A 25,620-nucleotide genomic window follows, 5' to 3' on the forward strand; every position below is an offset into this window, starting at 1 on the left:
AGGGCGGGGGAGGGGAGGAGAAGCGTGCGACGCTCGACGAAGATCCGCCGAACGCCGCGAGGAGGGTCTCGACGACCCGCCTGGATTATCGCCCCGCGCTCGTCGCGACGCAAACCGATCTCGTTCGACTCCTTCGCTTCGGGGCCGCGTCGCGAGTCCGCGTCGCAACTCTTCGGGCGCGTGCAGTACGAGATCCTACTCGTACGCCTCGTAGGGATCGTCCGAGCGAATTGCAGGCTCGGGTTCTGGCTCCGGAACGTACGGCTCGCCCAGAACATGGCTGGCGAATCCGTCTTCCAGCGTTCGCATGTCGGGCGAGTTCTCTGGACGAAAGTGCACCATTGAATGAACGATCATTCGCTCCCCGTCCACCTCGTACCGGAGCGGTTGATCGTCGACCGGGTCGAGCGGAACCTCCGCAAGGTACTCAGGAACGAGAAGACTGAGCGACGCCGGCCATTCGCCGTACATCTGACGATAGCGCTCGCACGCGCAGCACGCGGCGCACATCCGCGCCTGCGCCTCGGCACGCAACGCGCCGTTCAGAAACGGTTCGAGGAGGGTGGCGAACTCGATCGCAATGACGTAGCGGTACCGATCCACGATCTCAGAGTCGCGGAGAGCTTCGATCCGGGCTTCGACGTCCGCCGCCGCGCGTTCGGCTTCCGGAAAACCCGCCTCGACTGCTTCCAGGAACTCGCGATGCAGGTCAAGCAGCATCGCCTGATCGCCGCCGCGAAACGGTAACCACCGCACGCGGTCGAACTCCGGCGAGCCCGTCGGCTCGTCGCTCGCATAGAAATGCATCGCCTGAAACTGGCTGGCCTGAACGGCGCGGATCAACTGCCGCTGGAAACCCTGCCTGGCGAAGGCCGCCTGCAGCCGCTCCAGATCCTCCGGCGAGAACTGCGCCCGATCGATGAGTTGCATCGCCAGATGCGCCGCGACGCCGAAGATAGCGGCGCGAACGAGGTAGGCCATTGGATCGGGCGCTTCCGCCAGCGTTTCGCCGGTTGCAATTAAAGTCAGCAGGCTTTCGGTCGCCTTCGTCAGTTCGCCTCTCGAACTATGCACCTCGGCTTCGAGCGATATCAGGTTCGCGAGCCCGCGCAACTCCATGATTTGCTCCAAGGATCCGTTCACGCCTTTCTCGAATTCGAACGAATACCGCACGTCCTTCGCCGAGTGTCTCGCGGCATGCGCGCGACGCAATGCCTCGCCGGCCTGATCTCGAAGAAACGGCTCGACGCGCGCCAGCGTCGCTTCGTCGTACAGGCCGCGCTCGTCGCGCGATTCTTTAGCGTCGCGCGAACCGAGAATGGGCATCCGGCGCGCTACAGGATCCTCCTCAGCCTTCTTCGCCGCTTCCAGCACGGCGATCCACTCCGCGGTCGCCGCCTCGCTTCGGGGTGTTTCGCCGTAGAGGGCGTACATCTCCCCGGCGGTCAGCGGATCGCCAGCGTCGCGGGCTCGCTGCCTCGCCTCGGCTGCGAGTTGTCCGTCGGCGATCGCGAGAACCATCCAGACCAGCGCCAGAATCATCAGCGGCGCAAGAACCGCCATCGCCCCATAGGCGAGGCAGCCCCACTTTCGACGACGCTTGTCGTTCCGTTCCTGGGATTCGCGAGCTTCTTCCGCCGCGACGGTCGTTTCATCGATCATCCGCTCGATCGTCGCCGCCTGAACGCCCGTTCGCAAGCGCGCACGAAAAAAGCCGGCCACGTTTCCGAAGCCGGCTTTTCAAGTTCGGGGACTAGGATTCGAACCCAGACAAAGAGAACCAGAATCTCTTGTGCTACCGTTACACCATCCCCGAGTAGCTGTCGAAGCGGGCGACGCTTAAGCGATCGAAACCGCCAGAGCGTCGCCTCTTCGATTCGACGCATATTACGGCGATCGGGGCGGCGATTCAACCCCACCTGAGACCGCCTGCGATTCCCCTTTCGCCGACCTCGATATTTGACCGCGACAGGCCGACGGGGAAGTAGGTTCGCCGCGATTCCGACCGCGGCGATCCGATGCGAGTCCGCTTACCGCAACTGCGGCAGATCAAGGCCTGCGCTTCGCACTCCGACCGCTCCGCGGGAGTTCGATCCGAAAGACGCGGGTTGCACCAGTTCCGCCGGCAGATCGCTCGTCGCGGAACCTGAACGCGTACTGGGGGCGCCGAGCAGGTCGGACGACGCGATCGTGGAATCGAGTTCCGCCAGAGAGCCTTTCGGCGCCGCGGCACATTCCAGAGCGTCCTGACAGGCAAGCGCGATCCGGGCCGAACGGGTCGGGTCGATCCGTCGCGAAAGCGTCTCTGTCGCCCACTCGGAAAGCAGTTCGGCTTCTTCGCCGCCGAGCGTGGGGCCCTGCGAACCGCAACGCTCCAGAGTGAGCAGCGTCCGCCGATCCCGTTCGTCGGCGTCCAGCAAACGCCAGCTATTCCATTCGTTCCGGAGCGCCGTTCGGGCAGCCTGGCGAATGGGAGCTTCTTTCTCGCGCAGCAGATCGATCAGGGCGAGCAGGCCCTCGTCACCGAGCCGAGCCCAGCGCCGAACTTTGGTCGCCTCGACGGCGTCAGGATCCCGACGCAGGGTTTCCAACTCGCTGGCGAGCCAGCAGGACGTCAACAGGGGCCTGGAGAGCGCCTGCGCCGCGACGACGGCGAACAATGCCGCCGCTCCCGCCGCCAGACTCATCCGGAACCGTCGGGTTTGCCACCATTCCATGGCCAGCGCCTCCTGCGCTAGACGATCCGACCCGTGCCGGGAATCGCGTCGGTCGGGGCAATGACGAGAACCCCGAAAGATCGACGCGCCCGCTCGGCTGGGCTCTGAGATCGCGTATTTCCGCTCGCCCGCCTCTCATCCGTGGGGCGGCCGGCATTCTGCGTGAGCGTCCTACGCCGCTCAAGATCAATTGTTCGCGGCTCCTTCCGCGAGTCCCCCAGTTTCTCATCAGATTTTTCGTCAGGGCCGCATCGGGAGAGGGCGACGCTGACGACGCGCTTCTGCGGTCTCGATTCTTGTTTTCGAGTCTCCGACCGCCGCGGCTTCCGAAAATGAGGCGGCGTCGTTACGAGCGGCGCTTTCCGACAACCTCGCTGAACGAGCACAGAGCGCTACGAGTTGCCTAATCGCACATCGCATCAATGGCGACCTATGCACCATTCCCGGGCCGCACGTGAGCCAGTTGTCCATCGCACAACCGCGCGAAATTCCGCGAAACCGACGCTGAACGGCTGATAAAGCGATTCTCCAAAAATTCAAGCAAGGGCGTGAAGATGCCTATAGAGATTGAATTTCTGCCACCTACGGTCCAGCCGATTCCGCAATCTCCAGCGGCTCCGTCGCTCCCCGATTCGCGGTCCCTTGATACTTCTGGACTCGGGAATAGATTTGACTGATCCGGGGCGATTTGCGCTACGGCTTCCTACCTTCCCTCCCGCCTGAGGTTCTCCCCTGATGTCTTCTGTCTCGCTTCGTCGACCGAGCGGATTCACGCTCGTCGAGCTGCTGGTCGTCATCGCGATCATCGGCGTGCTCGTCGCGTTGCTGCTGCCGGCCGTTCAGGCCGCCCGCGCCGCCGCGAACCGCATGAGCTGCAGCAACAACGTCAAGCAGATCGGTATCGGCCTGCACAACTACCACGACACGTTCAAGACGCTCACCCCGATGAACGTCGGCGGACCGTGGGAAGTCTTCTCGTGGCGCGTGCACATTCTTCCGTTCATCGAGCAGGGCTCGGTTTACGACGGAATCACCTTCTCCAACATCACGTCGCCCACCCAGCACGTCCCCTGGAGCTCGACGCAACCCGATGCTCTGGGTCGCCTGCCCGGTTATCGCGGCGTGGAGATCTCGGCCTACGTCTGCCCCGCGGACGGCGGTTTGACCGCGGCGGCCGCCAACACGAACACGATCGGTCGCACGAGCTACCGCGCCAGCGTCGGCACGACGATCAACAACAACTCGACCGGCGACACGAACGGCATGTTCCGCCCCGTCATCGGTCGGAACTTCGCCGAGACCTTCGACGGCCTGTCGAACACGGTCATGATTTCGGAAATGTGCATGGCCAACATCGGCAACCGCATGGACGTGAAGGGCAACGTCCTGCACAGCATCGCGGGCGGCGCGGACGCCGCGTTCGCGCAAGCCTGCCTGGCTGCTTCCGAAGGGGGTACCGGCAAGAAGATCCCGCAGGGCTCGATCGGCAACGTCGTGACCGCGTACAGCCCGGGCCAGCGCTGGCCGGACGGACGCCCCGTCTTCTCGGCGGTCACCACGTATCTGGCTCCGAACCAGATCTCCTGCAAGGAAGGCGGCAACACCGACCAGCAGTACGGCGCCTACACGGCGAACAGCCGTCACTCGGGCGGCGTGATGGCCGGCATGGGCGACGGCAGCGTCAAGTTCGTCAGCGAGACCATCGATCTGGTGACGTGGCAGGCCTCGGGAACTCGCGCGGGCGGCGAATCGCTCCAGCTTCCGTAACTCCGAAGCCCTCGGCTTCTCGGCGGGAAAACGAAAAACCGCGGCCGGATTCCGGCCGCGGTTTTTTCGTGCGCCAAGCTGTCGGAGACGGCGATCAGCCGCGACCGCCCGTCTTGCGCATCTGCTCTTCGTACGATTCCGTCTGCTCCGGCGTCATCTCCGCGGGCGCCGGTACGTCCGACGGCGTCTCGCCGCAGCCGGTCAGACCGAGCAGGCTGAACGTCGGGAGGGTCAGGGCGATCGCGAGCGACCAGCGCTTCAGGGACATCGAAGGGTTCCTGGCGGGAAAGGTGGGAAGGCGACGAAGCCGCCGCGCCGGCGAAAGCGCCGCACGCGACGACGTGCCGAAAAAGCGAAAGGCTCGCGAGCAACGAATTGCAGCGAGCCTTTCAAGTGGAGCGGAAGGGAGTCGAACCCTCGACCTCTACAGTGCGATTGTAGCGCTCTCCCAACTGAGCTACCGCCCCGACGGACGTTCACGGAGCCGAGGCTCGCCGCGAACGGTTCTATCTTCGACCAGATGCCCGAAGGTCTTTAGGCGACACGCTTTGCCGCCGCCGGGTTCGGGTCCGGGCGAAGAATTTCCGTTTGTACTTTCCCCTCTTCGCGCTGTCTAGGGCGGGAGCGGAAAAAGGAACGAAGCGTCCCGGCGCAGTTTTCGCGACTGCCCGCGAAGGGCCTAATCCCCGAGTTGGTCCGGTCACCGTTATTCCCGATCCAGGGCCGCCAGCAGGGCCTCCCCCCGCGGCGAGAGGCGGTAGCCAGGCTGCAGGCTCTCCGTCAGACCGAGCGTCTTCAGCTTGCGAACGTTCGGCTTGAGCCATTCCTTCTCGTACCCCAATGCCTGAGCCAGTTCGACCGCCGGGACGCCTTCCGAGTTCGCCAGCGTTCTCAGAAACCGTTCCGTCCACGGACCGTTCGCCGAACGAGCGTCAAGTCGCGCGAGCCGCTGCACCAAATTCGCGACGTCGGCCTCAGTCAGCCGGTCGTCGCTCCGCAGGGCGATCCGCGGATCAGGGCCGGCGTAGTGCAGTCGGATGCGATAGATCCGTCCCTCCCGTCCGCAGTCGACGCGCTCGAAGAGCTTCTCCAGCGACTCGAACCCCGCCCGGGCAGCCTCGAACTCGTCGATCGCCTCCCGCTCGATCGGCGCCGCCTCGTCGATGGCCAGCAGTCCCACCCGCGTGACCAGCGTCCCGCCCGTCTTCACCGTCGCCCGCTTCCACGTCCGGAAAGTGCGGTCGATCTTCCCGGAGCGGATGCCTTCGAGTTCAGCGTTGGTTAAAAGCATGTCGCGAATCCTCTAGATCGCGTCTCGCGAAACTATAGCGGCTTGTGCGTCGGCTTCGCGGCGATTCAGATCGCCGGGAACGCTACAGGTGAGTGCGACACGCACTAAACCGCTCGGACCTTCTCCCACTGCTTCTCCAGCCGCTTGTCGCTGATGGGGAGGCTGGTGCCGAGTTCCTGTGCGAAGAGGGAGACGCGGTACTCTTCCAGCATCCAGCGAAAGAGGTCCAGTTCCGGGTCGACCAGCCGCAGATCATCGTGCCGCTGACGACGCTCGGCGAGGCGTGTGACCCAAGGGGAGACGGACTTTCTCGCCTGGGCATCCTTGTCCGCGGCGCTGGCGAGCTTTTCCAGCCGCTTCAGCGCGGCCTTGAAAAACCGCGGGTAATTCGCGAGCCAGCGCCAGGGCGTATTCGACAGGAACCCGGGCGCGGCGAGCGAGGCGAGCTGATCGCGCACGTCGCTGACGGCGTGGGCCTGTTCGGGCCGCTTCATTTCGTCCAGTTTCAGGCGGACTTCCTGATACGCCAGCAGCATCGCGGGAAGAGTCTTCGCGACCTCGGCCACCGCCCGCGGGATGTTCTTCCGGGCGACCTCGACGAGCGCCTCGAAGTCCTCCTGCGTCCTGGGAAGTTCGGCCTTCGCGGGCTTGAGCGCGAACTCGTCCCGCTCGTCGCCGAAGAGCGCCCGCTCGGCCAGCAGCGTCGCGACCTGCCGTTCGAAATCGGGCCTGCCGGGCAAGATGCCGGCGACCAGCTTCATCCGGTCGGCCTCGGGCAGCCATTCGATCTGGTTCCGCAGGTCGCGCCGGACCATCTGCATGAACAACCGTCGCACGCCGGCCCGCATCTCGCGCTCGGCGCGGATCGGATCGTCCAGCACGCGGAGCGCGACCTTGTCGCCTTCTTCGACCAGCGTCGGGTAACCGAGCAGGGCCGTGTCGCCGCGCTTCACGGGGATCGATTCGGGCAGGTCGCCGAAGTCCCATTTCAGAACGTCGTCGCGGTTGAATCGCGGATCGTCGAACGAGCCCGACCAGTCGCTCACCGCGGCGGTCTTGCCGCGGACCTCGACCAGGTCGCGGGACGACGCGACGGTGGCGCCCTCCGCATCGACGACGCGGACGTTCATCTTCAGGTGCTGCGGAAGTTCCGCGCCGGCGAAGTCTTCGGGAGTGACGGTCTCGCCCGAGATCTTCCTCAGCGCCTTCGCGAGTTGCTCTTCCAGCGAGCCCTCGCCGAACCTCAGAAAGGGGAGCGCCCGCTTCGCCGTCTCCGGCGCCGGCACGAAGTTCCGCCGGAGATTCCGCGGCAGACCGCGCAGCAGCTCGGTCACCTTCTCTTCGAGCAGGCCCGGCACGAGCCAGCCCAGCCGTTCGCGATCGAGCTGATTCACTCCCTCCTCGGGCACGACGATCGTGACGCCGTCGTCGGCGTCGCCGGGGGCGAAGCGATAATCCAGCGGCAACTCCGACCGCTGGATCTTCAGCGAATTCGGAAACTCCTGCTGGACGTCGCGCTCCGGTCGCTGCGTCACCAGGTCCTCGAGGGACATGAAAAGAACCTGCGGATCGCTCTTCTCCGCGATGCGTCGCCACTCGTCGAACCGTCGCAGGTCATAAGCGCCCTCGCCGACGTGGGCGTCGTAGAAGTCGTAGATCGCGCCTTCGCCGAGGTAGAGATCGCCGCGACGCAGCTTGTTCTGCATCGTTTCGATGTCGTGACGCAGCGCGCGATTGTGCGACAGGAAGGGCGCCTCGATCGTGATCTGCCCCTCGACGAGCGCCTGCTGCACGAAGACCTGGCGGGAGACGACCGGGTCGATCTTCCCGTAGCGAACGCCCCGCTTTGGCACGATGGGCAGGCCGAAGAGCGTGATCTTCTCGCTCGCCATCACGCAACCCTGCCGGGGCGCGTAATGGGGCTCGCTGTAGGATCGTTCGACCAGGTGGCCGGCGAGCGGCTCGATCCACTCGGGCAGGATCTCCGCGGCCGTGCGCAAGAAGCGACGGCTGGTCTCGACCAGTTCGCCCGCCATGACCCACTTCGGCTTGGCGGCGAAGAGCGCGGAGCCGGGCCAGAGGTTGAACTTCTGACCGCCCGCGCCGATGTATTCGTGCCCGTCGCTCTTCATCGCGACGTTCGACAGCAGCCCCGTCAGCAGCGCGCGGTGGATCGCATGTAGATCCTCGCGCTTCGACTTGACGGTCAGCGATCCGTCGCGGCAGAGATCTCGAAGCTGACTGTGCAGTTCGACCCACTCCCGCATCCGGACGTACGACAGAAAGCGCTTCTCGCACTCCCGGCGGATCTGACTGCGGCTGTGCGTCTCCTTCAGGCCCTGAAAGAATTCCCAAAGCTGCAGGTAGCTCAGGAAGTCCGACTTCTCGTTCCGGAAGGCCCTGTGCGCCTCGTCGGCGGCCTGCTGTTTGTCGACGGGACGGTCGCGGGGATCCTGAATCTCCAGCGCCGAAGCGATGATCAGCACCTCGGCCAGGCAATGTTCGTGATGCCCCCCCAGAATCATCCGCCCGATGCGGGGATCGACGGGCAACCTCGCCAACTGGCGTCCGATGGCGGTCATTTCCCGCCGATCGGTCACCGCCCCAAGCTCGAACAACGTGGCGTATCCGTCCCGAACGGACGCCGGTTTGGGCGGATCGAGAAACGGAAAGGTCTCCGCGTCGCCCAGCCCCAGCGACATCAGTCGCAGCGCGACCGAGGCGAGGTTCGTCCTTTGAATCTCGGGCAACGAGTATTCGTCTCGCGTTTCGTAATCCTCTTCGTCGTACAGCCGGATGCAGACGCCCGGCCCGACGCGTCCGCAGCGTCCCGCCCGCTGATCGGCGGAGGCTCTGCTGATCGGCTCGATAGGGAGCCGCTGGACCTTCGTATGGGCCGAGTACCGGCTGACGCGGGCGGTCCCTTCGTCGATGACGCTGCGCACGCCCGGCACCGTCAACGACGACTCCGCAACGTTCGTGGCCAGCGTCACCCGCATTCCGCGATGGTCGGCGAAGATTCGTTGCTGCTCCGCTTGCGAAAGGCGTCCATAGAGGGGCAGAATCTCCAGCGGACCGGCCGGCGTGAACTGGTTATGGAACCGTCCGCGCAGGGCCTTCGCCGCATCGCGAATCGCCCTCTCGGTCGGCAGGAAGGCGAGGACGTCGCCCGGGTGATTGGCGATCAGTTCCCGCAGCGCCCCTTCGAGCGCGTCGTGCAGCGTTGCGTCGTCGTCTTCGCTCGCCAGCGGTCGATAGCGCAGTTCGACCGGGTAGGTGCGCCCCTCGACCCAGACGATGGGAACGTGACCTGCAACCTCCGAGAAGTAGGCTGCGAAGCGTTCGGCGTCGATCGTGGCGCTGGTGACGATAATCTTCAGATCGCGGCGTTTCTCGATCAGTCCTCGCAGGTAGCCCAGCAGAAAGTCGATGTTCAGCGACCGCTCGTGCGCCTCGTCGATGATCAGGCAGTCGTAGGCTTCCAGGAACCGGTCGCTCACGATTTCCGCCAGCAGAATACCGTCGGTCATCAGCTTGATCGCCGTCGTTTCGCTGGTCTGGTCGGCGAAGCGGATCTTGGAGCCGACGACGCTCCCCGGCGTAGTCTTCAGTTCCTCCGCGATGCGGGCCGCGACGCTCCGTGCGGCGATGCGGCGGGGCTGCGTATGACCGATCATGCCGGAGATGCCGCGACCCAGTTCCAGGCAGATCTTCGGAAGCTGCGTCGATTTGCCCGATCCCGTTTCGCCGCAGACGACGACGACCGGGTGCTTCGCGATCGCGGCGGCGATCTCGTCCTTGCGGGCGACGACCGGCAGATCGAGATCGTAAGTCGGCGGCGGAATGGCAGCCGCCCGGGCGGAGCGTCGTCGCGAGGAGGCGTCGAATCGCTCCATCCATCGCGAGAGCAGGCGATCGAAGGGCTTCCCGCCGCGGGCGAGCGACTGCATCGTGCCCAGATCCCGGCGCAGCGGCGCCCGATCGGCGAGCATCGTCTCTTCGAGACGCGCCCCCAGCGCGCGGAAATCCGTTTCGTTGCCCGAGGCGTGCGACATCGGCTAGCAGTTCAGTGATGCGAGCGGTGCTGAGTGAGCGAACCATTGTAGAAACGAACGTCGTGCCGAGGTTCGCGTGCCCGACAGGTCGTACGGCAAGGCGATCCGCCCGGGAACGCGGCTGCCGGAAAGGCTCGTCCGTTCCGTCGCGCGAAGCCAAATGAAAACCGGCCCCTCCGCAGCGGCGGAAGGGCCGGTTCGTTCGACTCAATCAGGCAGCCGCGGTTCGTCAGTACGACAGGTCGTACTGAGCATAGAGATAGGCGTAGTACGAATAGAGCGCCGCGTTCGAGAGGTACGCGTTGTCGATATACGAATCGGCGCTGTACAGGTAGGTCGTGGACGTCGCCATCAACTGATAGTGCTGGGACCGACCGGCCTTGTAATCCCGCTGAACCTGATCGTAGCTGTCGGTATCGTAGGCGATACGGTACGGGATCTGGGTCGTGGCCAGGTATCCGTAATAAGCGTACTGATATCCGATATAGACGTTCGTGTCGAAACCGCCGTAGTAGTACGCGATCATCGCGTTCTGATAGGCGTACGCGGTGTAAATGGTGGAGTAATAACCCTGCGTGCGGAACTCGATCGTGGGGCTGAGCGACTGGTTCGAGATCGACCGGCGAATGTTCAGGCGTCCGCCGGTGACGTTCGTCCCCGTGAGCGAGGCAAGGCGGTCGGCGCCGTCGAGCATCCGCTTACGAATGCGGCGATAGCCTTCCTTGCGGTACTTGGCCCAGACGAGCGCCGTCGCCCCGGCGGTCATCGGCGTGGCCATCGACGTGCCGTCGTACAGGTCGTAGTCCGGGGCGCCGTCATCTTCGATGACGGTGCTGAAGACCTGCTCTCCCGGCGCCGCGATGTCGACGTTGGCGAAGCCGTAGTTGGAAAACGCCGTCAACTGATCGTTCGCGCCGGTCGCTGACACCGCGATGATATTGTCGGACTGGTAGCTCGCGGGATACGCCCTAACGCGGTCGTTGTCGTCGCCGAGGCCGTCCGGACCGCCGTTACCCGCGGCGCAGACCACGATCACGCCCTTGCTCCGGGCGTAGGCGATCGCCGATTCTTCCGCTGCGTTGCGACCGTAACCGCCGAGGCTCATGTTGATGACCTTGGCGCCGTTGCGGACCGCATACTCGATCGCGGCGACGATCGCCGCCGACGAGGTGAAGCCCGTGTCGTCGAAGACGCGAACCGGCATGATTCGAGCGCGCCAGCAGACGCCGGCGAATCCGATTCCGTTGTCGCCCTGCGCTCCGATCGTTCCGGCCACGTGCGTGCCGTGGGAGTTGGCGCTGTAGGGCTGGCCCGGGAAGGGATCGTTATCGTTGTCGATGACGTCCCAGCCGAGCGTATCGTCGATGAAGCCGTTGCCGTCGTCGTCGATACCGTTGTTCGGAACCTCGCCCCGGTTGATCCAGATGTTTTCCGCCAGATCGGGATGCGTGTAACCGACGCCGTCGTCGATCACCGCGACGATAATGTTCCGCGCGTCCGTACGAACGTCCCACGCTTCGTACGCGTCGGTCACGTTGAATATGTAATAGTCTGCCGGGTCGGGCTCGGGACCGTCCAGCGAACCCTTATAAAGGGTGCGGACATAGTTCGGCTCGAGTTGGCCGACGCCGAAGATCTTCGTCTTCGCGAGTTTGACCTGGAGATCCCGCTTCGCCGTGCCCGCGGGAAACTTCACCCGGGCGACGCGCAGTTCGGGCGAGACCAGGCTTACCTCGGCGCCGTAAGTCGCGGCGATCTCCTTCACCTTGGCCTGCAAGTTGAATCCGACGCCGATCGGAACGAGATACTCCCCTTCGACCACGGCCGGCGTTGTGCCGTCGCCGAAGACCTTGGAGAGCGTCGACGTTCCCAGAACCGGGAGGGATAAAACAGCGGCTGCGAGCGCAACCAATCGGAACTTCATGACTTCAGCGCTCCGCCGGCGGGGAGAAATTCGTGCGGAAGAATCGAACGAACGAAAGCAGAATGACCGCGTGCCGAGAGGCCGAAACGGTCGAATACCCCGGGGCCGACCTGACGCACATGTCGGGTCCAGGATTGAAATTCACTCTAGACAGCACGTTTTCGAGGGTCAATGAAAAACCGCAAAGCCGTAGAAACGCGCGGCTTGCGGCGAAAATCCGTCGACTTGCATCCTCGAATACGTCGATTTTGACGGTTATCAGGGTGTGCCCTCTCGCCTACCGGATCAGCGACCGATCCTGAGTCGACGATAAGACAGTTGGCCGAATGAAGACGCGTTGAGGGCGGATCGGCGCTGCGTTCTGGCTGGAACGGATCGTGATCGCCGGGCGAAACTGAAATTCCTTGATTCGCCGTAAAATGGGCAACTATACTCTGCGTAGCGAGTTGCGCTGATCTTTTCAGCGCTGGCGTTCGTAAGGATCCCGCGATGCTCTGCCGCTTCTCGACTTCTCTCCTAAGCGCTTGCATAGCAATCGCTTGCGCACTTCTTCCGCTCGCTAGCGGCTACGCCCAGGCGCCGTCGGCAGAAATTCCTGCACCGGTGCAACTCGCCCCCGGGATTCTGCGCACCATTCCCGGTCATGTGGCAGAGAAGTCGACCTTCAACGGTCCCTTGCCGCTGGTCGAACTGATTCAGGACTTGCAGGCCGCCGAGTACCAGCCGCAGTCGTTCCCCCCGACCGAGACGCTCGCGGCCAAGGCGAAGGACGTCATCCTGCGGCACCCCGCCTGGACGCTGGAGTTCTCGTTCAAGCCGGTGCGGATGATCGACATCGACGTTCCGCAGCCGAGCGGCGTGATGAAGCGGACAAAGATCTGGTACATGGTCTACCGGCTGACGAACCGCGGCCAGCGGCTCGTTCCGTCCGAGGTGGTCGACCGCTTCGGTCATAAGACCTACACCACCCAGATCGCTCCGGAACCCGTCCGCGCGTACCCGATTTTCAAGCTCGAGGGCCTGGTCCGGAACGTGGAGACCCAGGAACTGGAGCATAAGACCTACATCGACCGCGTCGTTCCGATCGCCATTCCGGAGATTCAGCGTCGCGAGCGTCCGCCGATGCCGCTGCTCGACTCGGTCGCGATTTCCCGGCAGCCGATCCCCGTCACGCCGGAAGGCGAAGAGGGGGGCGTCTGGGGCGTGGCGATGTGGACGGACATCGATCCCCGTATCGACTACTTCTCCATCTTCGTCCAGGGACTGACCAGCGAGTACGAGATGGAGGTGAAGGGCGCCGACGAGTTCGACTATCGCTTCGAGACGCTCCAGCTCAATTTCTGGCGCCCGGGCGACGCCTACACGGAGAACGAGAACGAGATCCGTTTCGGCGTCCGGCTGGTCGATTCGCCGGTCGAGCAGGCGGAGATTCTGGAATACTACGGTCAGACCGAGCCCCTTGATCATCGGTGGATTTTCCGCTAAAAATCCGGTTTCCGACTCAGTCGGCCGTTCGGCCCGAGTCGCACCGAATCTGCGCCTTTCGCCGGCTGCCTCGCTTCCGGCGCTCGATCGAGGAGAACTCTGCGTCATGGCTCATAAGAAGGGACAGGGCTCCAGCCGCAACGGTCGCGACTCCAACGCACAGCGTCGGGGCGTGAAGCGTTTCGGCGGCCAGGCCGTCACCGCGGGCAGCATCCTGGTCCGTCAGGTCGGAACGAAGTTCCACCCCGGCAAGGGCGTCGGCATCGGTCGCGATTACACGCTGTTCGCGCTCATCGACGGCTCGGTCATGTTCGATCAGGAAGGCCGTCGCGTGAACGTGATGGCGGCTGAAGCTTCGGCGAACTGAACTCGCTGAATCGTTTCCGCAGACGAATCACAATCCCCGCGTCGTCGGTCATTCCCGGCGGTGCGGGGTTTTTCATTACATCCGCCGCTCGGAACGAGTCGCGGGAGGAAAGGGTCCGCTCGTGTTCGTCGACCGCGTCGAAATCGAACTGGTCGCCGGTGACGGGGGCAACGGCTGCGTCAGCTTTCGTCGGGAGAAGTACGTCCCGAAAGGGGGTCCCGACGGCGGCAACGGCGGTAACGGCGGCAGCATCATCGTTACCGCGGACGACAAGACGAAGAACCTCGCCAACCTGGCGCAGCGCAGCCGCTGGGTCGCCGACAAAGGGACCCACGGGCAGGGCTCGGACCGTCACGGTCGCGCGGCGAAGGATCTCCGCATCGGCGTCCCGCTCGGAACGCTCGTGCTCGACGCTCAGCACGGCTTCGTGGTCAAGGACCTCACCCAGCACGGCGAGACCTTCGTCGCCGCCCGGGGCGGCAAAGGCGGGCGCGGCAACGCCCAATTCGTCACTTCCACGAATCGCGCTCCCCGAACGGCGACGCCCGGCGAGAAGGGCGAAGCTCGCAAGCTGATTTTTGAACTCAAGGCGATCGCCGACGTCGGACTGTTGGGTATGCCCAACGCCGGCAAGAGCACCATGCTCAGCCGCCTGACGAACGCGCGCCCTGAAATCGCCGACTATCCGTTCACGACCAAGATCCCCAATCTCGGTCGCGTGCAACTCGACATCGATCGCTCCTTCGTGATGGCCGATATTCCCGGCCTGATCGAGGGCGCTCACCGAGGCGTCGGCCTCGGGCACGAGTTCCTGCGGCACATCGAACGGGCGGGCATTCTCGTCCACTTGATCGAACCGCTGCCGATGGACCAGTCGGACCCGATCGCGAACTACCGCGCCATTCGGGACGAGCTTTCCCGCTATCGCGAGGAACTGGGAAGGCGACCGGAGATCGTCGTCGTCACCAAGGCCGAACTCCCGGGCGCCGAAGAAGTCCAGAAGCGACTGAAGGAAGAGGCGGGCGTCGACTCGCTGCTCGTCTCCGCGGTGACGGGTTCCCACCTGAATAAGCTGACGGCCCGGATCTGGGACGAACTTCAGCGCCAGCAAGCGAGCGCTGCGGCGGACGCCTCCTGAACCTGATTCGTCAGGAAAGGCATCGAAGCAGGGAGCGACGGCGGTTCGCGCTCCGTTCGCACGGATGACTCTCGGCCGAACCGTTCAGCGGAAGTCGTTGCCTGACAGCGGCTTCCGTACTTGACCCGGCCTCCGGACGCTTTCTATAACGAGCGAGCGGCGGCTCCGTACGTCCTGTCGGCGCCGGAATCCAGATCGCGCTTCCCGACTACGCAGCTTCGCCTTTATGCCGCCGCATGTGATCGATCTCAACCGGACCGACGACGTTCGGGACGTCGTCCACCGGGCGGTACAGGCGCTGGCGGAAGGGGGGCTCGTCGCGTTTCCTACCGAGCCCGCGTACTCGATCGCTTCGAGCGCGCTCGATGAAGAGGCGGTCGAGCGACTCGTCGAGGCGTTGAGTTGCGTCCCGGATTGTTCGATCCGCATCGCGGTGCGGGGATTCGACGACGCGATCGACTACGCCCCCCATATGAGCGCCAAGGCTCAGCGGCTCGCGCGGCGGGTCTGGCCCGGGCCGATGGCGCTCTCCATCGACGCCGACGATCCGGACAGCCTGGCGACCCGACTTCCCGAGTCGGTTCGGCGCCATACCGTGCGCAACGGGCGGCTGACCCTGTGCGTTCCGGACGATTCGGTGCTGTTGACCGTACTCAAGTATTCCCTCGGTCCGCTCGCGCTCGCCGAGGCGAAACTGCCGGACGGAACCCTGGCGACGGACGCCGCGACCGCCGTTCAGGCGGCGGGCGATGCACTGCGGCTCGTGATCGACCGCGGCCCCTGCATGGTGGGCGAACCCGTGACGGTCGTCGAAGCGATCGGCGACGAACTGCGGATCGTCTCGCCCGGAGCCCTCGACGAGGAGACCCTGCGATCGATGGCGAATAAGCAAGTCCTCTTCGTCTGCACGGGCAACACCTGTCGCAGCCCGATGGCCGAAGCGATTCTCAAGAAGAAGCTCGCCGATCGCCTGCGATGCACGCCGGCGGAACTCTCTTCGCGAGGCTTCACCGTCGCCTCGGCGGGGATGTCCGCCATGCCGGGCGGTCGGGCGACCTTCGAAGCGATACAGACGGTCGGCGCGCTCGGCCTGGATCTGGAATGCCATCGCAGTCGCCAGGTCACCGAGGCTCTGGTACGACAGGCTGACCTGATCCTGACCATGACGCAGGCCCACCGGCACGGGATCCTGTCCCACTTTCCGGACGTGGCGCCCAAGGTGAAAACCGTCTGCGTCGACGGTCGCGACGTCGCCGACCCTGTGGGACACCCGCTGCCGGCGTACGAGCGCGCTGCGGAGATCATCGACAGCGAACTCGATCCCTGGGTCGACCACCTGATCCAGGAGGCGGAAGCGGACGGCGCCGACGACCAGCCGGGCGCCTTGTAAAGCGCTTCCGGCAGTAGGAAACTGAACGACGAACGACCGATCGCACGGCGTTTCCCTCTCCCAGACATAGCGGTTCCATGCGCATCGCCGTCGGCAACGATCATCGCGGAGTCGAAATCAAACGCTTCATCGTCGAGCGCCTGCGCAGCCAGGGACATGAGGTCACCGACTTCGGTACGGCCACCGACGAAAGCGTCGACTACCCCGATTTCGCACGCCTCGTGGCGGGGCAGGTTTCCCGCGGAGAGGCCGACCGGGGCATCCTCGTCTGCGGCTCGGGCATCGGCATGTGCATCGCCGCCAACAAGTTCCGCGGCGTCCGGGCGGCGATCGGCGAAACGCCCCTCGCGATCACGACCAGTCGGCAGCACAACGATCTGAACGTGCTCTGCTTTCCGGAGACGATGTCGGATCCGAACGTCGTCATGCCGATCGTCGACGCTTTCGCGAATACCGAGTTCGCCGGCGGCCGCCATCAGCGCCGCGTCGACAAACTCGCCCAGATCGAGCAGGAGCAGGGCTCGCTCGAAAACGAAGCGAAAAGCTGTCAAAGCTGAGCGACATCCGCTTGGCTAGCGGGGGACGGAAGTCCCCCGAGTTCGTCGATCGAGCGAAGCGACGATCGAATCCTTATCGATTAGAGCGAGTTCAATGCTCGCGGTCTGCGACTGCGTTCCAGACTCGCGGGACGCCCGTCCCCCCGCTAGGCCCGGCAAATGCGTCACGTCCCTTTGAACGTCGCGTCGTCTTCAGGCTTCCCGAACGGGTGAAAAAACCGGGGCTGGGGCTTAGTGAGCGACAGCAGGGGCGTGCGGAGACGACGCGGGTTCTGCAGCGGCCAGCGCCAGATAGACTCGCTCGCATCCCACCGGCAGTCGACTATCTCGACCGTGCCGACGATCCAGCCGCGGGGCAGGGCATCGAAGTCGGCGATCTCGTACTTCTGCGCGAGATCCCTTTCGAACGCTTCGTCGTAGCGCTGCTTGCTCGCGTACAAATACACCCGCCCGCGGACGGCCGTGCTGGTCGACCGAAGCTCTTCGGTCTTGCGCCCCGACAGGATCAGCTCGATCCAGGGCTGGCGAACGCTGAGAGCCTTCAGCCGCTCCATCGCCATGGAGGTTCCTACCTGTAGGGCTGGCGCCCTCGCCTGCCGGAAGCTGGTACCACCCGCGCTCGGAGGGCGCACGCCCTCCGCTCCCCTAAGAAGACGAAGCTACTCGTCCTCTTCGTCCTGATCCGTTCCGCGGGGCGGGTCGACGATCTCCTCCAGTCGGTCGAGCCGGCGCTCGATCGACGTCAGCTTGTCGAGGATCAGGGCGTGAACGTAGACCGGGTCCATGCCGACCGGACTGGCGTCCGACTTGATCGCCTGCATGAACTCCTGAAGTTCTTCGCGAGTCTTCATCCGCGCCCTCGTTATCCGGTTCGTTCTACCGCACCAGCTTCTTGTACTTGAACCGCTTCACGTCGTCCGGGTCGATGCCGAGGCGTTCTTTCCGCTGGGCTTCGTAGGTCTGGAAGTTGCCTTCGCACCAGTGAACGTAACCGTCCCCTTCGAAAGCCAGGATGTGCGTCGCCAGGCGGTCGAGGAACCACCGGTCGTGGGTAATGATCACCACGCAGCCGGCGTAGTTCTGAACCGCCTCTTCCAGCGACCTGAGCGTGTCGACGTCGAGGTCGTTCGTGGGTTCGTCGAGGAGCAGAACGTTCGAACCGCGACGCAGGAGCTTGGCCAGGTGAACGCGGTTGCGCTCGCCGCCCGAAAGGACGCCGACCTTCTTCTCCTGGTCCGGTCCGCGGAAGTTGAAGCGGTTGCAGTACGCCCGGGCGTTGATCTTGCGTCCGCCCATCTCGAGCGTCTCGTGTCCGCCCGAGATCTCCTCGAAGGCCGACTTTTCCGGATCGAGCGAATCGCGGTTTTGATCGACGTAGCCGAGTTCGACCGTCTCGCCGATTCGCAACTCGCCGGCGTCCGGCTTTTCCTGCCCCGTGATCATGCGGAACAGGGTCGTCTTGCCCGCGCCGTTAGGTCCCAGGATCCCGACGATGCCGCCCGGCGGCAGTCGGAAGTCGAGATTCTCGAACAGCACCTTATCGCCGAACGCTTTGGTCAGGCCCTTGGCCTCGATGACGAGGTCGCCGAGCGGCTTACCCGACGGGATCTGCATTTCGAGTTCGTCCGGCTTCTCCTCGAAGCGTTCCTTCGACATCCTCTCGTAGGAGGCGATACGGGCCTTGCTCTTCGCCTGGCGGGCCTTCGGCGAAGAGCGGATCCACTCCAGTTCGCGTTCGAGGGCCTTCTGCTTCGCGACCGCGGACTTCTCTTCCTGGGCGAGACGCTTCGCCTTCTGCTCCAGCCAGCCGGAATAGTTTCCCTCGTACGGGATGCCGCGGCCCCGCTCGATTTCGAGGATCCACTGGGCGACGTTATCCAGGAAGTACCGGTCGTGCGTCACCGCGACGATCGTCCCCTGGTACTGGGCCAAGTGCCGTTCGAGCCAGTCGACCGATTCCGCGTCGAGATGGTTCGTCGGTTCGTCCAGCAGCAGCAGGTCCGGCTTCTTGAGCAGCATCTTGCAAAGCGCCACGCGCCGGCGCTCGCCGCCCGACAGGTTCGTGACTTCCGAGTCGCCGGGCGGGAGGTTCATCGCCTGCATGGCGACCTCGACCTCGCGATCGAGTTCCCAGGCGTTGGTCGCATCGATCTGGTCCTGCAATCGGGCCATCTCGTCGCAGAGCTTGGTCATTTCGTCGTCGTCGATCGGCTCGCCCAGCCGAGCGCTGATCTCGTTGAACCGCGCGACGACCTTGCGGCGATCGCCGAGGGCGTCCTCGATATTGCCGGCGACCGTCTTCGCGGGATCGAGCTTCGGCTCCTGCGAGACGTACCCGACGGTGAAGCCGTTCGTGAGCCGGGCTTCGCCTTCGTAGTTCTTGTCCTCGCCCGCCATGATGCGGAGCAGGGTGCTCTTTCCGGCGCCGTTGCGACCGAGCACGCCGATCTTGGCGCCGGGGTAAAAGCTGAGCCAGATCTCCTTGAGCACCTCCTTCGGACCATGCTTCTTGGTCAGGCGCTCCATCTGGTAAATGTATTGACGATTCATGCGTGCAGAACGGGAGGTCGCGGGCGAGCGGAGCGGCAGGGCCGATGAACCCCGCCGAAGCGCCGGTCGAAACGCCGGCAAGGCCGGACGGAACAAGGACGCCCATTATACGGGCGACCGGTAGACCGGCTATCCCAAGCGGTCCGGCGGGCGGGAGCGCTTCCGGGGCGAGCGGAGGGCGTCAGCCCTCCGTGTCTCCCGAACGTCGATGCCGCATTCCACCCGACGGGCTCGCGCTCCGCTCGCCTGAAAGCGACTACGGCGAAGGTTCCATTCCCTCGCCCTGACGCGTCAGCACGACCTTCGTGTAGACCGTCCGAAAGCCGAGTTTCACGGCGTTGCGTCCCGTCGCGACGTCAGGTCGCGAGTGAACCGCCGCGTACCGGCAGCCGGCGTCGCGGGCCAGTTCCAGCCTCGCGAGCATCAGCGCCGACTGGACGCCCCGGCGGCGAAACCCCTTCCGCGTCGCCGCTCCGAAGAGCATCGCGCAGGGGGGCGAAGCGTCGACCGTGCCGACCCCCGCCGCTTCGCCGCCGATCTCTGCGATCAACGCCGTCACCCCGAACGCAGTGAGATATCGCCGCTCCATGCGTTCCGCCATCGCAGGGTCGGGCGGCCCGAAGCCCTCCCGGAGTATCGCGGAGTAGATCGAGCGCACTTCTTCATCAGCCGGATCGACGCTCCGGATGCGGAGGCCTTCCGCGGTCGACGGGATCGGCTGACGGTACAGGTCGAAGGCGAGGACGGTCTCGAACTCTCGCAGCACGAAGCGCCGCGCCGCGAGTCCCTCGATCAGCGAGAAATGAGCCAGCGGGCAAACCTCGATCCGCGGCTCGACGCCGCGGGACTCGAAGAAGTCGACCAGCCGGTCGAGATCCGCTTCGTCGACGGGGCCCTCCATCCCGAGGCCGATCGCCTGGTTGGCCCACGATCCGACGCCGGCGAAGCACATCCTTCCGCCGGCGATCTCTTCCCACTCGTCCGCGACGCAGGAAACGCCGACCGCCTGCCGACGCTCCTCCATGCTTGCGAACTGGGCGACGTCGATCGGACCTCCCTCGACGACGGGGGGCGAGAATTCGATATCTTCCGGCATCGAGCCCGATCCTTTCTCCCAGGCATGTTCATGGGGATTCTGTCGGGAGACAGCCGCTTCGCCTTCGGGGTTCGGCGGTAGCGAAACGAAAAAGCCTCGCCCGGGTTCGGACGAGGCTTTCGAGGGATCGACTCGACTTCGACGATCGACCTAAGGTCCGACGTTCATCGGTTGATCGATGAACTTCGGAGGATCCTTGCCGGCTTCCAGCGGAACGTCGATGTCGTGCGTCGCGTTTCCTTCGGCGATATCGGCGGTCGTTTCGTATCCGGAGAAGAGGCGCTTCGTGACGACGTCCGGCGAACTGCCAGGCGCGACGCCGCCGGGATCGTTTCCTTCGACCATGATCAGCACCGCGCCGGTCGGAGCGCCTCGTCCGCCAGCAGCCCCGGTGTCGTACTTACCGTCCACGATATCGGCGTACCCCGAAGCGCCGGTATTGCCCTTGGCGCCGTCAGGATTGAAGTAGACCTTCCCCGCCGGCACGGGCTTTCCATCGAAGGTGACGTTGCCCGACAGACGATTGCCGTCGCCGCCGCCGCAGCCGATGGCGAAGAGGCAAAGCGCTGCCGACGCGAACGCCGATGCAAAACGTGCAAGCAAAGTACCGCGAACCATTCGGGCAAACTCCCCGATCGGGGCCAGGAGGAGAAGAACGCGTCGAGGCGGACGATTCCCGATCAGGGGATCGGCGCCAGTTCGCCGGAGTTGAGGCTCGTCGCCGCCCGGTAGATATCCAGGTTGATCGTCTCGGCGACGAACCGCACGGACGCGTCTCCCAGTGCGAACTGACATCCGCCAGGGTGGTTGCTGCCGAAGCTGATGTCGTTGAAGTTGTTGGACCCGTTGTAATCCGTCGAGTTGATCGGATAGGTGGCGTTCTTCGTCGCGCCGGAGCCGCCGTGGTTGCCGCGAATCCACGAGCGATACGAATTGGTCTTCGGGGCCGGAAGATGGACCGAACGCTCCCCGATCATCAGCGTGTTCGACGTCCCGTCGAGGAAGTCGGACAGTCCGATCGTGTAGCCGGTCGTGATGCTCCCCGGCTCGTCGCGATACTGCGTGAAGGCGCCGTGAAATGCGAAGGCGCCGTTCGTGGCCGGGTTGCCGCAGCGATAGGTGTAGGTGGTCCCGTTCAGCACGATCGTGTGATTGTCGGTCGCTCCGCCCGGCCCCATGATGCCGTAGTAGTGCGTCGAGGGATCCCCGTTGACGCCGGCGCCGTTCGGATCCTTGTACGTCAGGGGTCCAGGACCCGAGGGACAATAGAAGGTGGGAACGACGGTCGATCCGACGGCGTCGTTGTTCAAAGGAGCGGTCGCCCCGCCGGAAGGAATGTTGTCGAACCGGACCGTGAAGTCGTACCGGTCGAACAGCGGTTGCTGCTCGATGAACGGCAGGATGTAAACGAGCCAGGTCGTCCCTGCGATGTAAGTATTAGTTCCCGTCGGATTCGGCTGAGGGAGAACGTTCACCTCCGCTCCCCGCGGAAGCTTCTTGTAGGTGTCGTGGAAATTGTGGACGCCGATCGCGAGCTGCTTGAGCTTGTTGCTGCAGCTCGAGCGGTTGGCCGCTTCGCGAGCCGCCTGGACGGCGGGAAGCAGCAGGGCGACCAGCACGCCGATGATCGCGATCACCACCAGCAATTCCACGAGCGTGAAAGCGCCACGCGCACGCGCAGAAGGAAGCGTCATGATTCGCTCCGGCAGGAAAAGAGAAGGACGAATGAGAAATCAGCTAGACGAGAGCGACGGTCGATCCTGAAATCCGTCAGGGACAGAAGGATCGGCCATTCGCGATAGTTATCAGATTACGCGAAGATCGCGTGTCAGTTCAAGCGACTTCGACGCGAAACGGAAGAAAGCCCCTTCCGCCGGAGCGAGCGAGGCTTTCGTCGATCGTCGGATCCAGGTGAAAAGGAATGACCTCTTACGGAGCCTCGCTCTGCGTCACGGCGGCGCTATCGGGAACGTCGAAGTCCTTGGCGTTCTTTCCCTCGGTGAACTCGGCGGTCGTTTCCCACTTGCAGAGGATCGGCCCCATCTCGCTGGACGAGGCGCCTTTCTCGAATCCTTCGATCCGCACGGCGACCGAACCCGTCGGAGCGCCCAGACCGGTCGACTCCGTGTCGTAAGCGCCGTCGACGATTTTCGCGACTCCCTGGGAGCCCGTCCCGCCGGCGGGATCGAAGTAGATCGTTCCTGCCGGAATCGGAGCCCCCTTGAAGGTCACTTTGCCGCTGACGTTATTCCCGACGCTGGGTCCGCGACCGCATCCGACGGAGAGCGAAACCGCGACGATGAAAAATGCCGCGACCCAGGTTGCGAACGAACGATCCATGAAGGTCCCGTCGAAGATCGAGAGAAGCGCTCAGCCAGATACCGCCCGAGCCCACGTTACGGAAGCTGGAGCGACTCGCCCTGATCGCGGGAACCTGCGGCGCGATAGACCGTCATGTCGACCGTCTCGGCGACACTGCGCACGGACCCGTCGCCCATGAGGAACTGAGCGACGCCCGGATGCTCGCTGCCCATGCTGACCATGTTGAAGTTGCCGCTGCCGTAGACTTCGACGTTGATGCCGGAGTTGAGGTTCTTCGCCGAAGCGCAGGCGCTGTCCCCGTACGCGTGGTTGGCTAGGCCGCCGCAGCCGCGGGACCAAGCACGCCGCGACGTGTTCACGACGCCGGCCTTCGAACGGGCGAACGCGCTTTCCCCCACCAGGAACGTGTTGGAGGTACCGTCAATGATCGACGCGAAGTTGTTCTCGGCGTCCGTGGCGCGACAGATAATCCCCGACGTCGCGAATCCGCCGTGCCCGGCAGTATCGTTGCGGAGAGGATAATTGGCGGCGGGATTCGAGTTCGGAATGACGCCGACCGGCCCGAGAATGCCGAGGTAATGCGCCGTGAAACACTTGGCGCCGCCCGAGGTCTCGCTGGCCGAATAGACCATCGTTCGCCCCGCGCTGGGGCAGATGTAGATGCCGGGATCCATCGTGCTCAAGGCGCCGTTCGACAAGCCCGACGGGTTCACGACAGTCGAGTTCCAGCCGAGCGCCAGGTTGAACTGGTCGTACATCGCCGACTCTTCCATGAACGGAAGAATCGCCACGTGCCAGCTGATGTTGGGCTGAACGATCGAGTTCGGCGTGCTCCGGCGGGAACCCGCGTCCGGCAGCGCCTTGGTCGTATCGTGGTAGTTATGAACCCCGATGCCGATCTGCTTCAGGTTGTTGCCGCAGCTCATGCGGTTGGCGGCTTCGCGGGCAGCCTGGACCGCGGGCAGCAGAAGGGCGACCAGCACCCCGATGATGGCGATGACCACGAGCAGTTCGACCAGCGTGAACGCCGATCGCTTGCTCCCGAAATGGGAACGCGACATGAACGAGCCTTGAGAAAAGCGATGAAGCGAAAAGAAGAACGCGTAGATCCAACACCTAATCGACCGCGGAAGTGACGGTCGTTACGCGGAAAAGTGCGCTAACCGTTGAATGTAGCCGTAAAGCGCAGATACGGTACGCCAATTTCGCTCGCATCGGCGAAAACTTCGGCGATCGTTGTCCGGATCGCGATCTGACAGCAAATTCGGAAACATCTTTAACGATATCCGGCCAGCGGTTCGGCAGCGGTCGAGGCATCGAATTGCCCGCAAGATCGATTCATGTTCGCACGCTTGGCGGTCGATAGGCCGATCTGCGACGCGCGTCGCAGAGTCGCGCCCGTTCGCTTCACCGGCTCGGAACCCAGCGTCAGCCCCATGTCGCAGTCCGCCGTCAGCCCCACGCGAAGCTACGTTCGCACGCTGATGAAGATCCCGCTGGAGATCCGGGTGTCGCTGGCGTCGACGTCGCTTCCCGTCGAGCGTATCGTGCAACTCGCGCCGGGCAGCATGATTCAGTTCGCCAAGTCCGCCGACGAACCGCTTGAGATTCGCATCGGCGACACGGTCGTCGCCCACGGCGAAGCGGTGAAGGTGGGCGACAAGTTCGGCGTTCGGTTGGTAGCCATCACCATGCCGCCCGAACGCTTCCGCAGCCTGCTGGAAACGCTCAGCCGAAAGCACGCGATCGGCCAGCGGGCGGGGTGATCGCGGACGCCGTTTCGATAGGTCAGGCCGTGCCTGACGACGGCAGTTCGCCGTGTCGAAGTTCGATCGATTGCGCCGACAAAGCAGACTGGCGACAGCCTCGAAGTAGCCGTCAGGCGATGCCTGACCTACGGAACGGTTTCTGCCTCGCTCGTCGATTCGGAGGCTCCTCCCAGGCCCGGCACGCGTTCGAGCAGCCAGTCGCTCCAGGAAGACTTGCGAAACTCGGGCAGCGACAGGACCAAGCGATCGCGGCGCTTCTCGATCGCCGCGTTCAGCTTCGCGGCGACGCGATCGCCTGACGATTCGACCTGCTGGCGAACGACGGATTCCAGCGCTTCGCCCAGTTCCTCGGCGACGTCTCCTTTCGCCTGGCCGATGCGATCGAGCCGGAACGAGTGCAGCGTCAGCGCCGCCGCGTCGACGTGCGGGTCAAGTCGAAGCGTCGGACCGAACGCCGTCGCCGCGGGCAGAATCCGACACGAGCCGTCGACGACCAGTTCGATCTCCGCCGTCGCTTCGGCGCCCAGCGAGAAGACCTGCACGCCGAGCGCCCACTGCGCCGTCTGGCCTCGCGCGATCAACGGCGCTCGCAGCGACATCCGGAACCGCGGCGTCCCCTGTTCGTCCAGCCTCGCGTCCAGGACCGACGCCGAAAGCCGATTCACCGGGTCGATCAGTTCGACCTCGTAGCGTTTCCAGAGGCCGTTGTTGACCTCCTTCCACTTACGGCGGGTCTCGAACTTGCCGCGATAGAAGGTGACGTCGACGCCGTCGATCCGACGGTCGGTCTTGTTCCAGCCCTTCTCGTCCACGTAACGATCGGGAAGGTTCGCGATCGCCAGCGAGCGCAGCGTCGCCTGCAATCGCTCCAGCGTCGCGTCGCGGTATTCCACCGGCGGCTCGATCGCGCCGACCACATGGAGATCCGGGGGCAGCGTCGTGTCCGGAACCATGGTCTCCGGAATTGCAGGACTCGGGAACGTCGGCCCCGGGAGTTCGGGCAGGGCGACGGCTTCCGGCGCCACGATCGTAGGCGGCGTCAGAAGCGGCGGCGCCTCCAGCCTGCCGGAAGGCGGATCAGCCCACGCCATCGCGAGGAGCGTCAAACTGGTCCAGCATCCCGTCATTTCGGGGCGATCCGGCAGAGCGAACGGCAGCGGCGAAAAGCGACGCTTCGCAACGATTCTACGCG

22 protein-coding genes and 2 tRNA genes are annotated in these 25,620 nt (G+C 64.4%); 7 read left to right on the forward strand and 17 right to left on the reverse strand.

Features of this window, described 5'->3' with window-relative positions; all coding sequences use genetic code 11:
• Window positions 1-195 precede the first annotated feature (195 nt).
• From SH602x_RS19815 to SH602x_RS19825, 3 genes are all read right to left on the reverse strand, one after another.
• Window positions 196-1,662, reverse strand: coding sequence for a hypothetical protein (locus tag SH602x_RS19815; RefSeq protein ID WP_479473955.1), 1,467 nt, complete (start codon window positions 1,660-1,662; stop codon window positions 196-198).
• Between the two features lie 83 nt (window positions 1,663-1,745).
• Window positions 1,746-1,816 (reverse strand) — tRNA-Gln (locus SH602x_RS19820).
• 214 nt (window positions 1,817-2,030) lie between these two features.
• Window positions 2,031-2,717 (reverse strand): hypothetical protein, encoded by a 687-nt coding sequence (locus SH602x_RS19825; protein ID WP_479473956.1) that lies wholly within the window; start codon window positions 2,715-2,717, stop codon window positions 2,031-2,033.
• 735 nt (window positions 2,718-3,452) lie between these two features.
• On the opposite strand from SH602x_RS19825, the gene SH602x_RS19830 reads away from it, so the two are divergent.
• Window positions 3,453-4,484 (forward strand): DUF1559 family PulG-like putative transporter, encoded by a 1,032-nt coding sequence (locus SH602x_RS19830; RefSeq protein ID WP_479473957.1) that lies wholly within the window; start codon window positions 3,453-3,455, stop codon window positions 4,482-4,484.
• Between the two features lie 94 nt (window positions 4,485-4,578).
• On the opposite strand, the gene SH602x_RS19835 is transcribed toward SH602x_RS19830, so the two are convergent.
• The 5 genes from SH602x_RS19835 to SH602x_RS19855 all read right to left on the reverse strand — a co-directional run bounded on the left by SH602x_RS19835 (window position 4,579) and on the right by SH602x_RS19855 (window position 11,754).
• Window positions 4,579-4,752: a hypothetical protein gene (locus SH602x_RS19835; RefSeq protein WP_479473958.1), complete on the reverse strand. Its 174-nt coding sequence runs from the start codon at window positions 4,750-4,752 to the stop codon at window positions 4,579-4,581.
• A gap of 126 nt (window positions 4,753-4,878) precedes the next feature.
• A tRNA-Ala gene (locus SH602x_RS19840) sits at window positions 4,879-4,951 on the reverse strand.
• Window positions 4,952-5,190: 239 nt separating this feature from the next.
• The gene (locus tag SH602x_RS19845; protein ID WP_479473959.1) at window positions 5,191-5,775 is read right to left on the reverse strand and encodes a hypothetical protein; all 585 of its coding nucleotides are present in this window, start codon (window positions 5,773-5,775) and stop codon (window positions 5,191-5,193) included.
• A 104-nt stretch (window positions 5,776-5,879) separates the two neighbouring features.
• The gene (gene hrpA / locus SH602x_RS19850) at window positions 5,880-9,830 is read right to left on the reverse strand and encodes an ATP-dependent RNA helicase HrpA (protein ID WP_479473960.1); all 3,951 of its coding nucleotides are present in this window, start codon (window positions 9,828-9,830) and stop codon (window positions 5,880-5,882) included.
• Between the two features lie 229 nt (window positions 9,831-10,059).
• Window positions 10,060-11,754 (reverse strand): S8 family peptidase, encoded by a 1,695-nt coding sequence (locus SH602x_RS19855; protein WP_479473961.1) that lies wholly within the window; start codon window positions 11,752-11,754, stop codon window positions 10,060-10,062.
• 603 nt (window positions 11,755-12,357) lie between these two features.
• Here SH602x_RS19855 and SH602x_RS19860 point away from each other — a divergent pair.
• The 5 genes from SH602x_RS19860 to rpiB all read left to right on the forward strand — a co-directional run bounded on the left by SH602x_RS19860 (window position 12,358) and on the right by rpiB (window position 16,691).
• Window positions 12,358-13,239, forward strand: coding sequence for a hypothetical protein (locus SH602x_RS19860; RefSeq protein ID WP_479473962.1), 882 nt, complete (start codon window positions 12,358-12,360; stop codon window positions 13,237-13,239).
• Window positions 13,240-13,345: 106 nt separating this feature from the next.
• Window positions 13,346-13,606: a 50S ribosomal protein L27 gene (gene rpmA, locus SH602x_RS19865; protein ID WP_479473963.1), complete on the forward strand. Its 261-nt coding sequence runs from the start codon at window positions 13,346-13,348 to the stop codon at window positions 13,604-13,606.
• 121 nt (window positions 13,607-13,727) lie between these two features.
• Window positions 13,728-14,744: a GTPase ObgE gene (obgE, locus tag SH602x_RS19870; RefSeq protein WP_479471313.1), complete on the forward strand. Its 1,017-nt coding sequence runs from the start codon at window positions 13,728-13,730 to the stop codon at window positions 14,742-14,744.
• 238 nt (window positions 14,745-14,982) lie between these two features.
• Complete coding sequence (locus SH602x_RS19875) at window positions 14,983-16,134, forward strand: arsenate reductase/protein-tyrosine-phosphatase family protein (protein WP_479473964.1); 1,152 nt, start codon at window positions 14,983-14,985, stop codon at window positions 16,132-16,134.
• A gap of 77 nt (window positions 16,135-16,211) precedes the next feature.
• Window positions 16,212-16,691 carry a ribose 5-phosphate isomerase B gene (rpiB, locus tag SH602x_RS19880; protein WP_479473965.1) on the forward strand — a complete coding sequence of 160 codons (480 nt, stop codon included), beginning with the start codon at window positions 16,212-16,214 and terminating at the stop codon, window positions 16,689-16,691.
• Window positions 16,692-16,855: 164 nt separating this feature from the next.
• On the opposite strand, the gene SH602x_RS19885 is transcribed toward rpiB, so the two are convergent.
• From SH602x_RS19885 to SH602x_RS19920, 8 genes are all read right to left on the reverse strand, one after another.
• Complete coding sequence (locus SH602x_RS19885) at window positions 16,856-17,251, reverse strand: ASCH domain-containing protein (protein WP_479473966.1); 396 nt, start codon at window positions 17,249-17,251, stop codon at window positions 16,856-16,858.
• A gap of 99 nt (window positions 17,252-17,350) precedes the next feature.
• A complete protein-coding gene (locus tag SH602x_RS19890) occupies window positions 17,351-17,542 on the reverse strand; it encodes a hypothetical protein (RefSeq protein WP_479473967.1) in 192 nt (63 codons plus the stop codon).
• Between the two features lie 25 nt (window positions 17,543-17,567).
• Window positions 17,568-19,241, reverse strand: coding sequence for an energy-dependent translational throttle protein EttA (ettA, locus tag SH602x_RS19895; protein ID WP_479473968.1), 1,674 nt, complete (start codon window positions 19,239-19,241; stop codon window positions 17,568-17,570).
• Window positions 19,242-19,497: 256 nt separating this feature from the next.
• Window positions 19,498-20,337: a GNAT family N-acetyltransferase gene (locus SH602x_RS19900; RefSeq protein WP_479473969.1), complete on the reverse strand. Its 840-nt coding sequence runs from the start codon at window positions 20,335-20,337 to the stop codon at window positions 19,498-19,500.
• A gap of 150 nt (window positions 20,338-20,487) precedes the next feature.
• Window positions 20,488-20,955 (reverse strand): hypothetical protein, encoded by a 468-nt coding sequence (locus SH602x_RS19905; protein ID WP_479473970.1) that lies wholly within the window; start codon window positions 20,953-20,955, stop codon window positions 20,488-20,490.
• A 62-nt stretch (window positions 20,956-21,017) separates the two neighbouring features.
• Window positions 21,018-22,031, reverse strand: a complete 1,014-nt coding sequence (locus SH602x_RS19910) for a DUF1559 family PulG-like putative transporter (protein WP_479473971.1) — start codon at window positions 22,029-22,031, stop codon at window positions 21,018-21,020.
• 235 nt (window positions 22,032-22,266) lie between these two features.
• Window positions 22,267-22,677: a hypothetical protein gene (locus tag SH602x_RS19915; protein WP_479473972.1), complete on the reverse strand. Its 411-nt coding sequence runs from the start codon at window positions 22,675-22,677 to the stop codon at window positions 22,267-22,269.
• Between the two features lie 56 nt (window positions 22,678-22,733).
• Window positions 22,734-23,720, reverse strand: coding sequence for a DUF1559 family PulG-like putative transporter (locus tag SH602x_RS19920; protein WP_479473973.1), 987 nt, complete (start codon window positions 23,718-23,720; stop codon window positions 22,734-22,736).
• Between the two features lie 375 nt (window positions 23,721-24,095).
• On the opposite strand from SH602x_RS19920, the gene SH602x_RS19925 reads away from it, so the two are divergent.
• Window positions 24,096-24,425 carry a FliM/FliN family flagellar motor switch protein gene (locus SH602x_RS19925; RefSeq protein WP_479473974.1) on the forward strand — a complete coding sequence of 110 codons (330 nt, stop codon included), beginning with the start codon at window positions 24,096-24,098 and terminating at the stop codon, window positions 24,423-24,425.
• 128 nt (window positions 24,426-24,553) lie between these two features.
• Here the strand turns inward: SH602x_RS19925 and SH602x_RS19930 are convergent, their stop codons facing one another.
• Window positions 24,554-25,555 carry a hypothetical protein gene (locus tag SH602x_RS19930; RefSeq protein ID WP_479473975.1) on the reverse strand — a complete coding sequence of 334 codons (1,002 nt, stop codon included), beginning with the start codon at window positions 25,553-25,555 and terminating at the stop codon, window positions 24,554-24,556.
• Between the last annotated feature and the right edge of the window lie 65 nt (window positions 25,556-25,620).

This window comes from Lignipirellula cremea (assembly GCF_056501455.1).

Bases quoted from the DNA above. Each gene is read 5' to 3' on its own strand.
- SH602x_RS19815 (WP_479473955.1), bottom strand. From the start codon at position 1,662: ATGATCGATGAAACGACCGTCGCGGCGGAAGAAGCTCGCGAATCCCAG.
- SH602x_RS19825 (WP_479473956.1), bottom strand. From the start codon at position 2,717: ATGGAATGGTGGCAAACCCGACGGTTCCGGATGAGTCTGGCGGCGGGA.
- SH602x_RS19830 (WP_479473957.1), top strand. From the start codon at position 3,453: ATGTCTTCTGTCTCGCTTCGTCGACCGAGCGGATTCACGCTCGTCGAG.
- SH602x_RS19835 (WP_479473958.1), bottom strand. From the start codon at position 4,752: ATGTCCCTGAAGCGCTGGTCGCTCGCGATCGCCCTGACCCTCCCGACG.
- SH602x_RS19845 (WP_479473959.1), bottom strand. From the start codon at position 5,775: ATGCTTTTAACCAACGCTGAACTCGAAGGCATCCGCTCCGGGAAGATC.
- hrpA (WP_479473960.1), bottom strand. From the start codon at position 9,830: ATGTCGCACGCCTCGGGCAACGAAACGGATTTCCGCGCGCTGGGGGCG.
- SH602x_RS19855 (WP_479473961.1), bottom strand. From the start codon at position 11,754: ATGAAGTTCCGATTGGTTGCGCTCGCAGCCGCTGTTTTATCCCTCCCG.
- rpmA (WP_479473963.1), top strand. From the start codon at position 13,346: ATGGCTCATAAGAAGGGACAGGGCTCCAGCCGCAACGGTCGCGACTCC.
- rpiB (WP_479473965.1), top strand. From the start codon at position 16,212: ATGCGCATCGCCGTCGGCAACGATCATCGCGGAGTCGAAATCAAACGC.
- SH602x_RS19885 (WP_479473966.1), bottom strand. From the start codon at position 17,251: ATGGCGATGGAGCGGCTGAAGGCTCTCAGCGTTCGCCAGCCCTGGATC.
- SH602x_RS19890 (WP_479473967.1), bottom strand. From the start codon at position 17,542: ATGAAGACTCGCGAAGAACTTCAGGAGTTCATGCAGGCGATCAAGTCG.
- ettA (WP_479473968.1), bottom strand. From the start codon at position 19,241: ATGAATCGTCAATACATTTACCAGATGGAGCGCCTGACCAAGAAGCAT.
- SH602x_RS19900 (WP_479473969.1), bottom strand. From the start codon at position 20,337: ATGCCGGAAGATATCGAATTCTCGCCCCCCGTCGTCGAGGGAGGTCCG.
- SH602x_RS19905 (WP_479473970.1), bottom strand. From the start codon at position 20,955: ATGGTTCGCGGTACTTTGCTTGCACGTTTTGCATCGGCGTTCGCGTCG.
- SH602x_RS19910 (WP_479473971.1), bottom strand. From the start codon at position 22,031: ATGACGCTTCCTTCTGCGCGTGCGCGTGGCGCTTTCACGCTCGTGGAA.
- SH602x_RS19915 (WP_479473972.1), bottom strand. From the start codon at position 22,677: ATGGATCGTTCGTTCGCAACCTGGGTCGCGGCATTTTTCATCGTCGCG.
- SH602x_RS19920 (WP_479473973.1), bottom strand. From the start codon at position 23,720: ATGTCGCGTTCCCATTTCGGGAGCAAGCGATCGGCGTTCACGCTGGTC.
- SH602x_RS19925 (WP_479473974.1), top strand. From the start codon at position 24,096: ATGTCGCAGTCCGCCGTCAGCCCCACGCGAAGCTACGTTCGCACGCTG.
- SH602x_RS19930 (WP_479473975.1), bottom strand. From the start codon at position 25,555: ATGACGGGATGCTGGACCAGTTTGACGCTCCTCGCGATGGCGTGGGCT.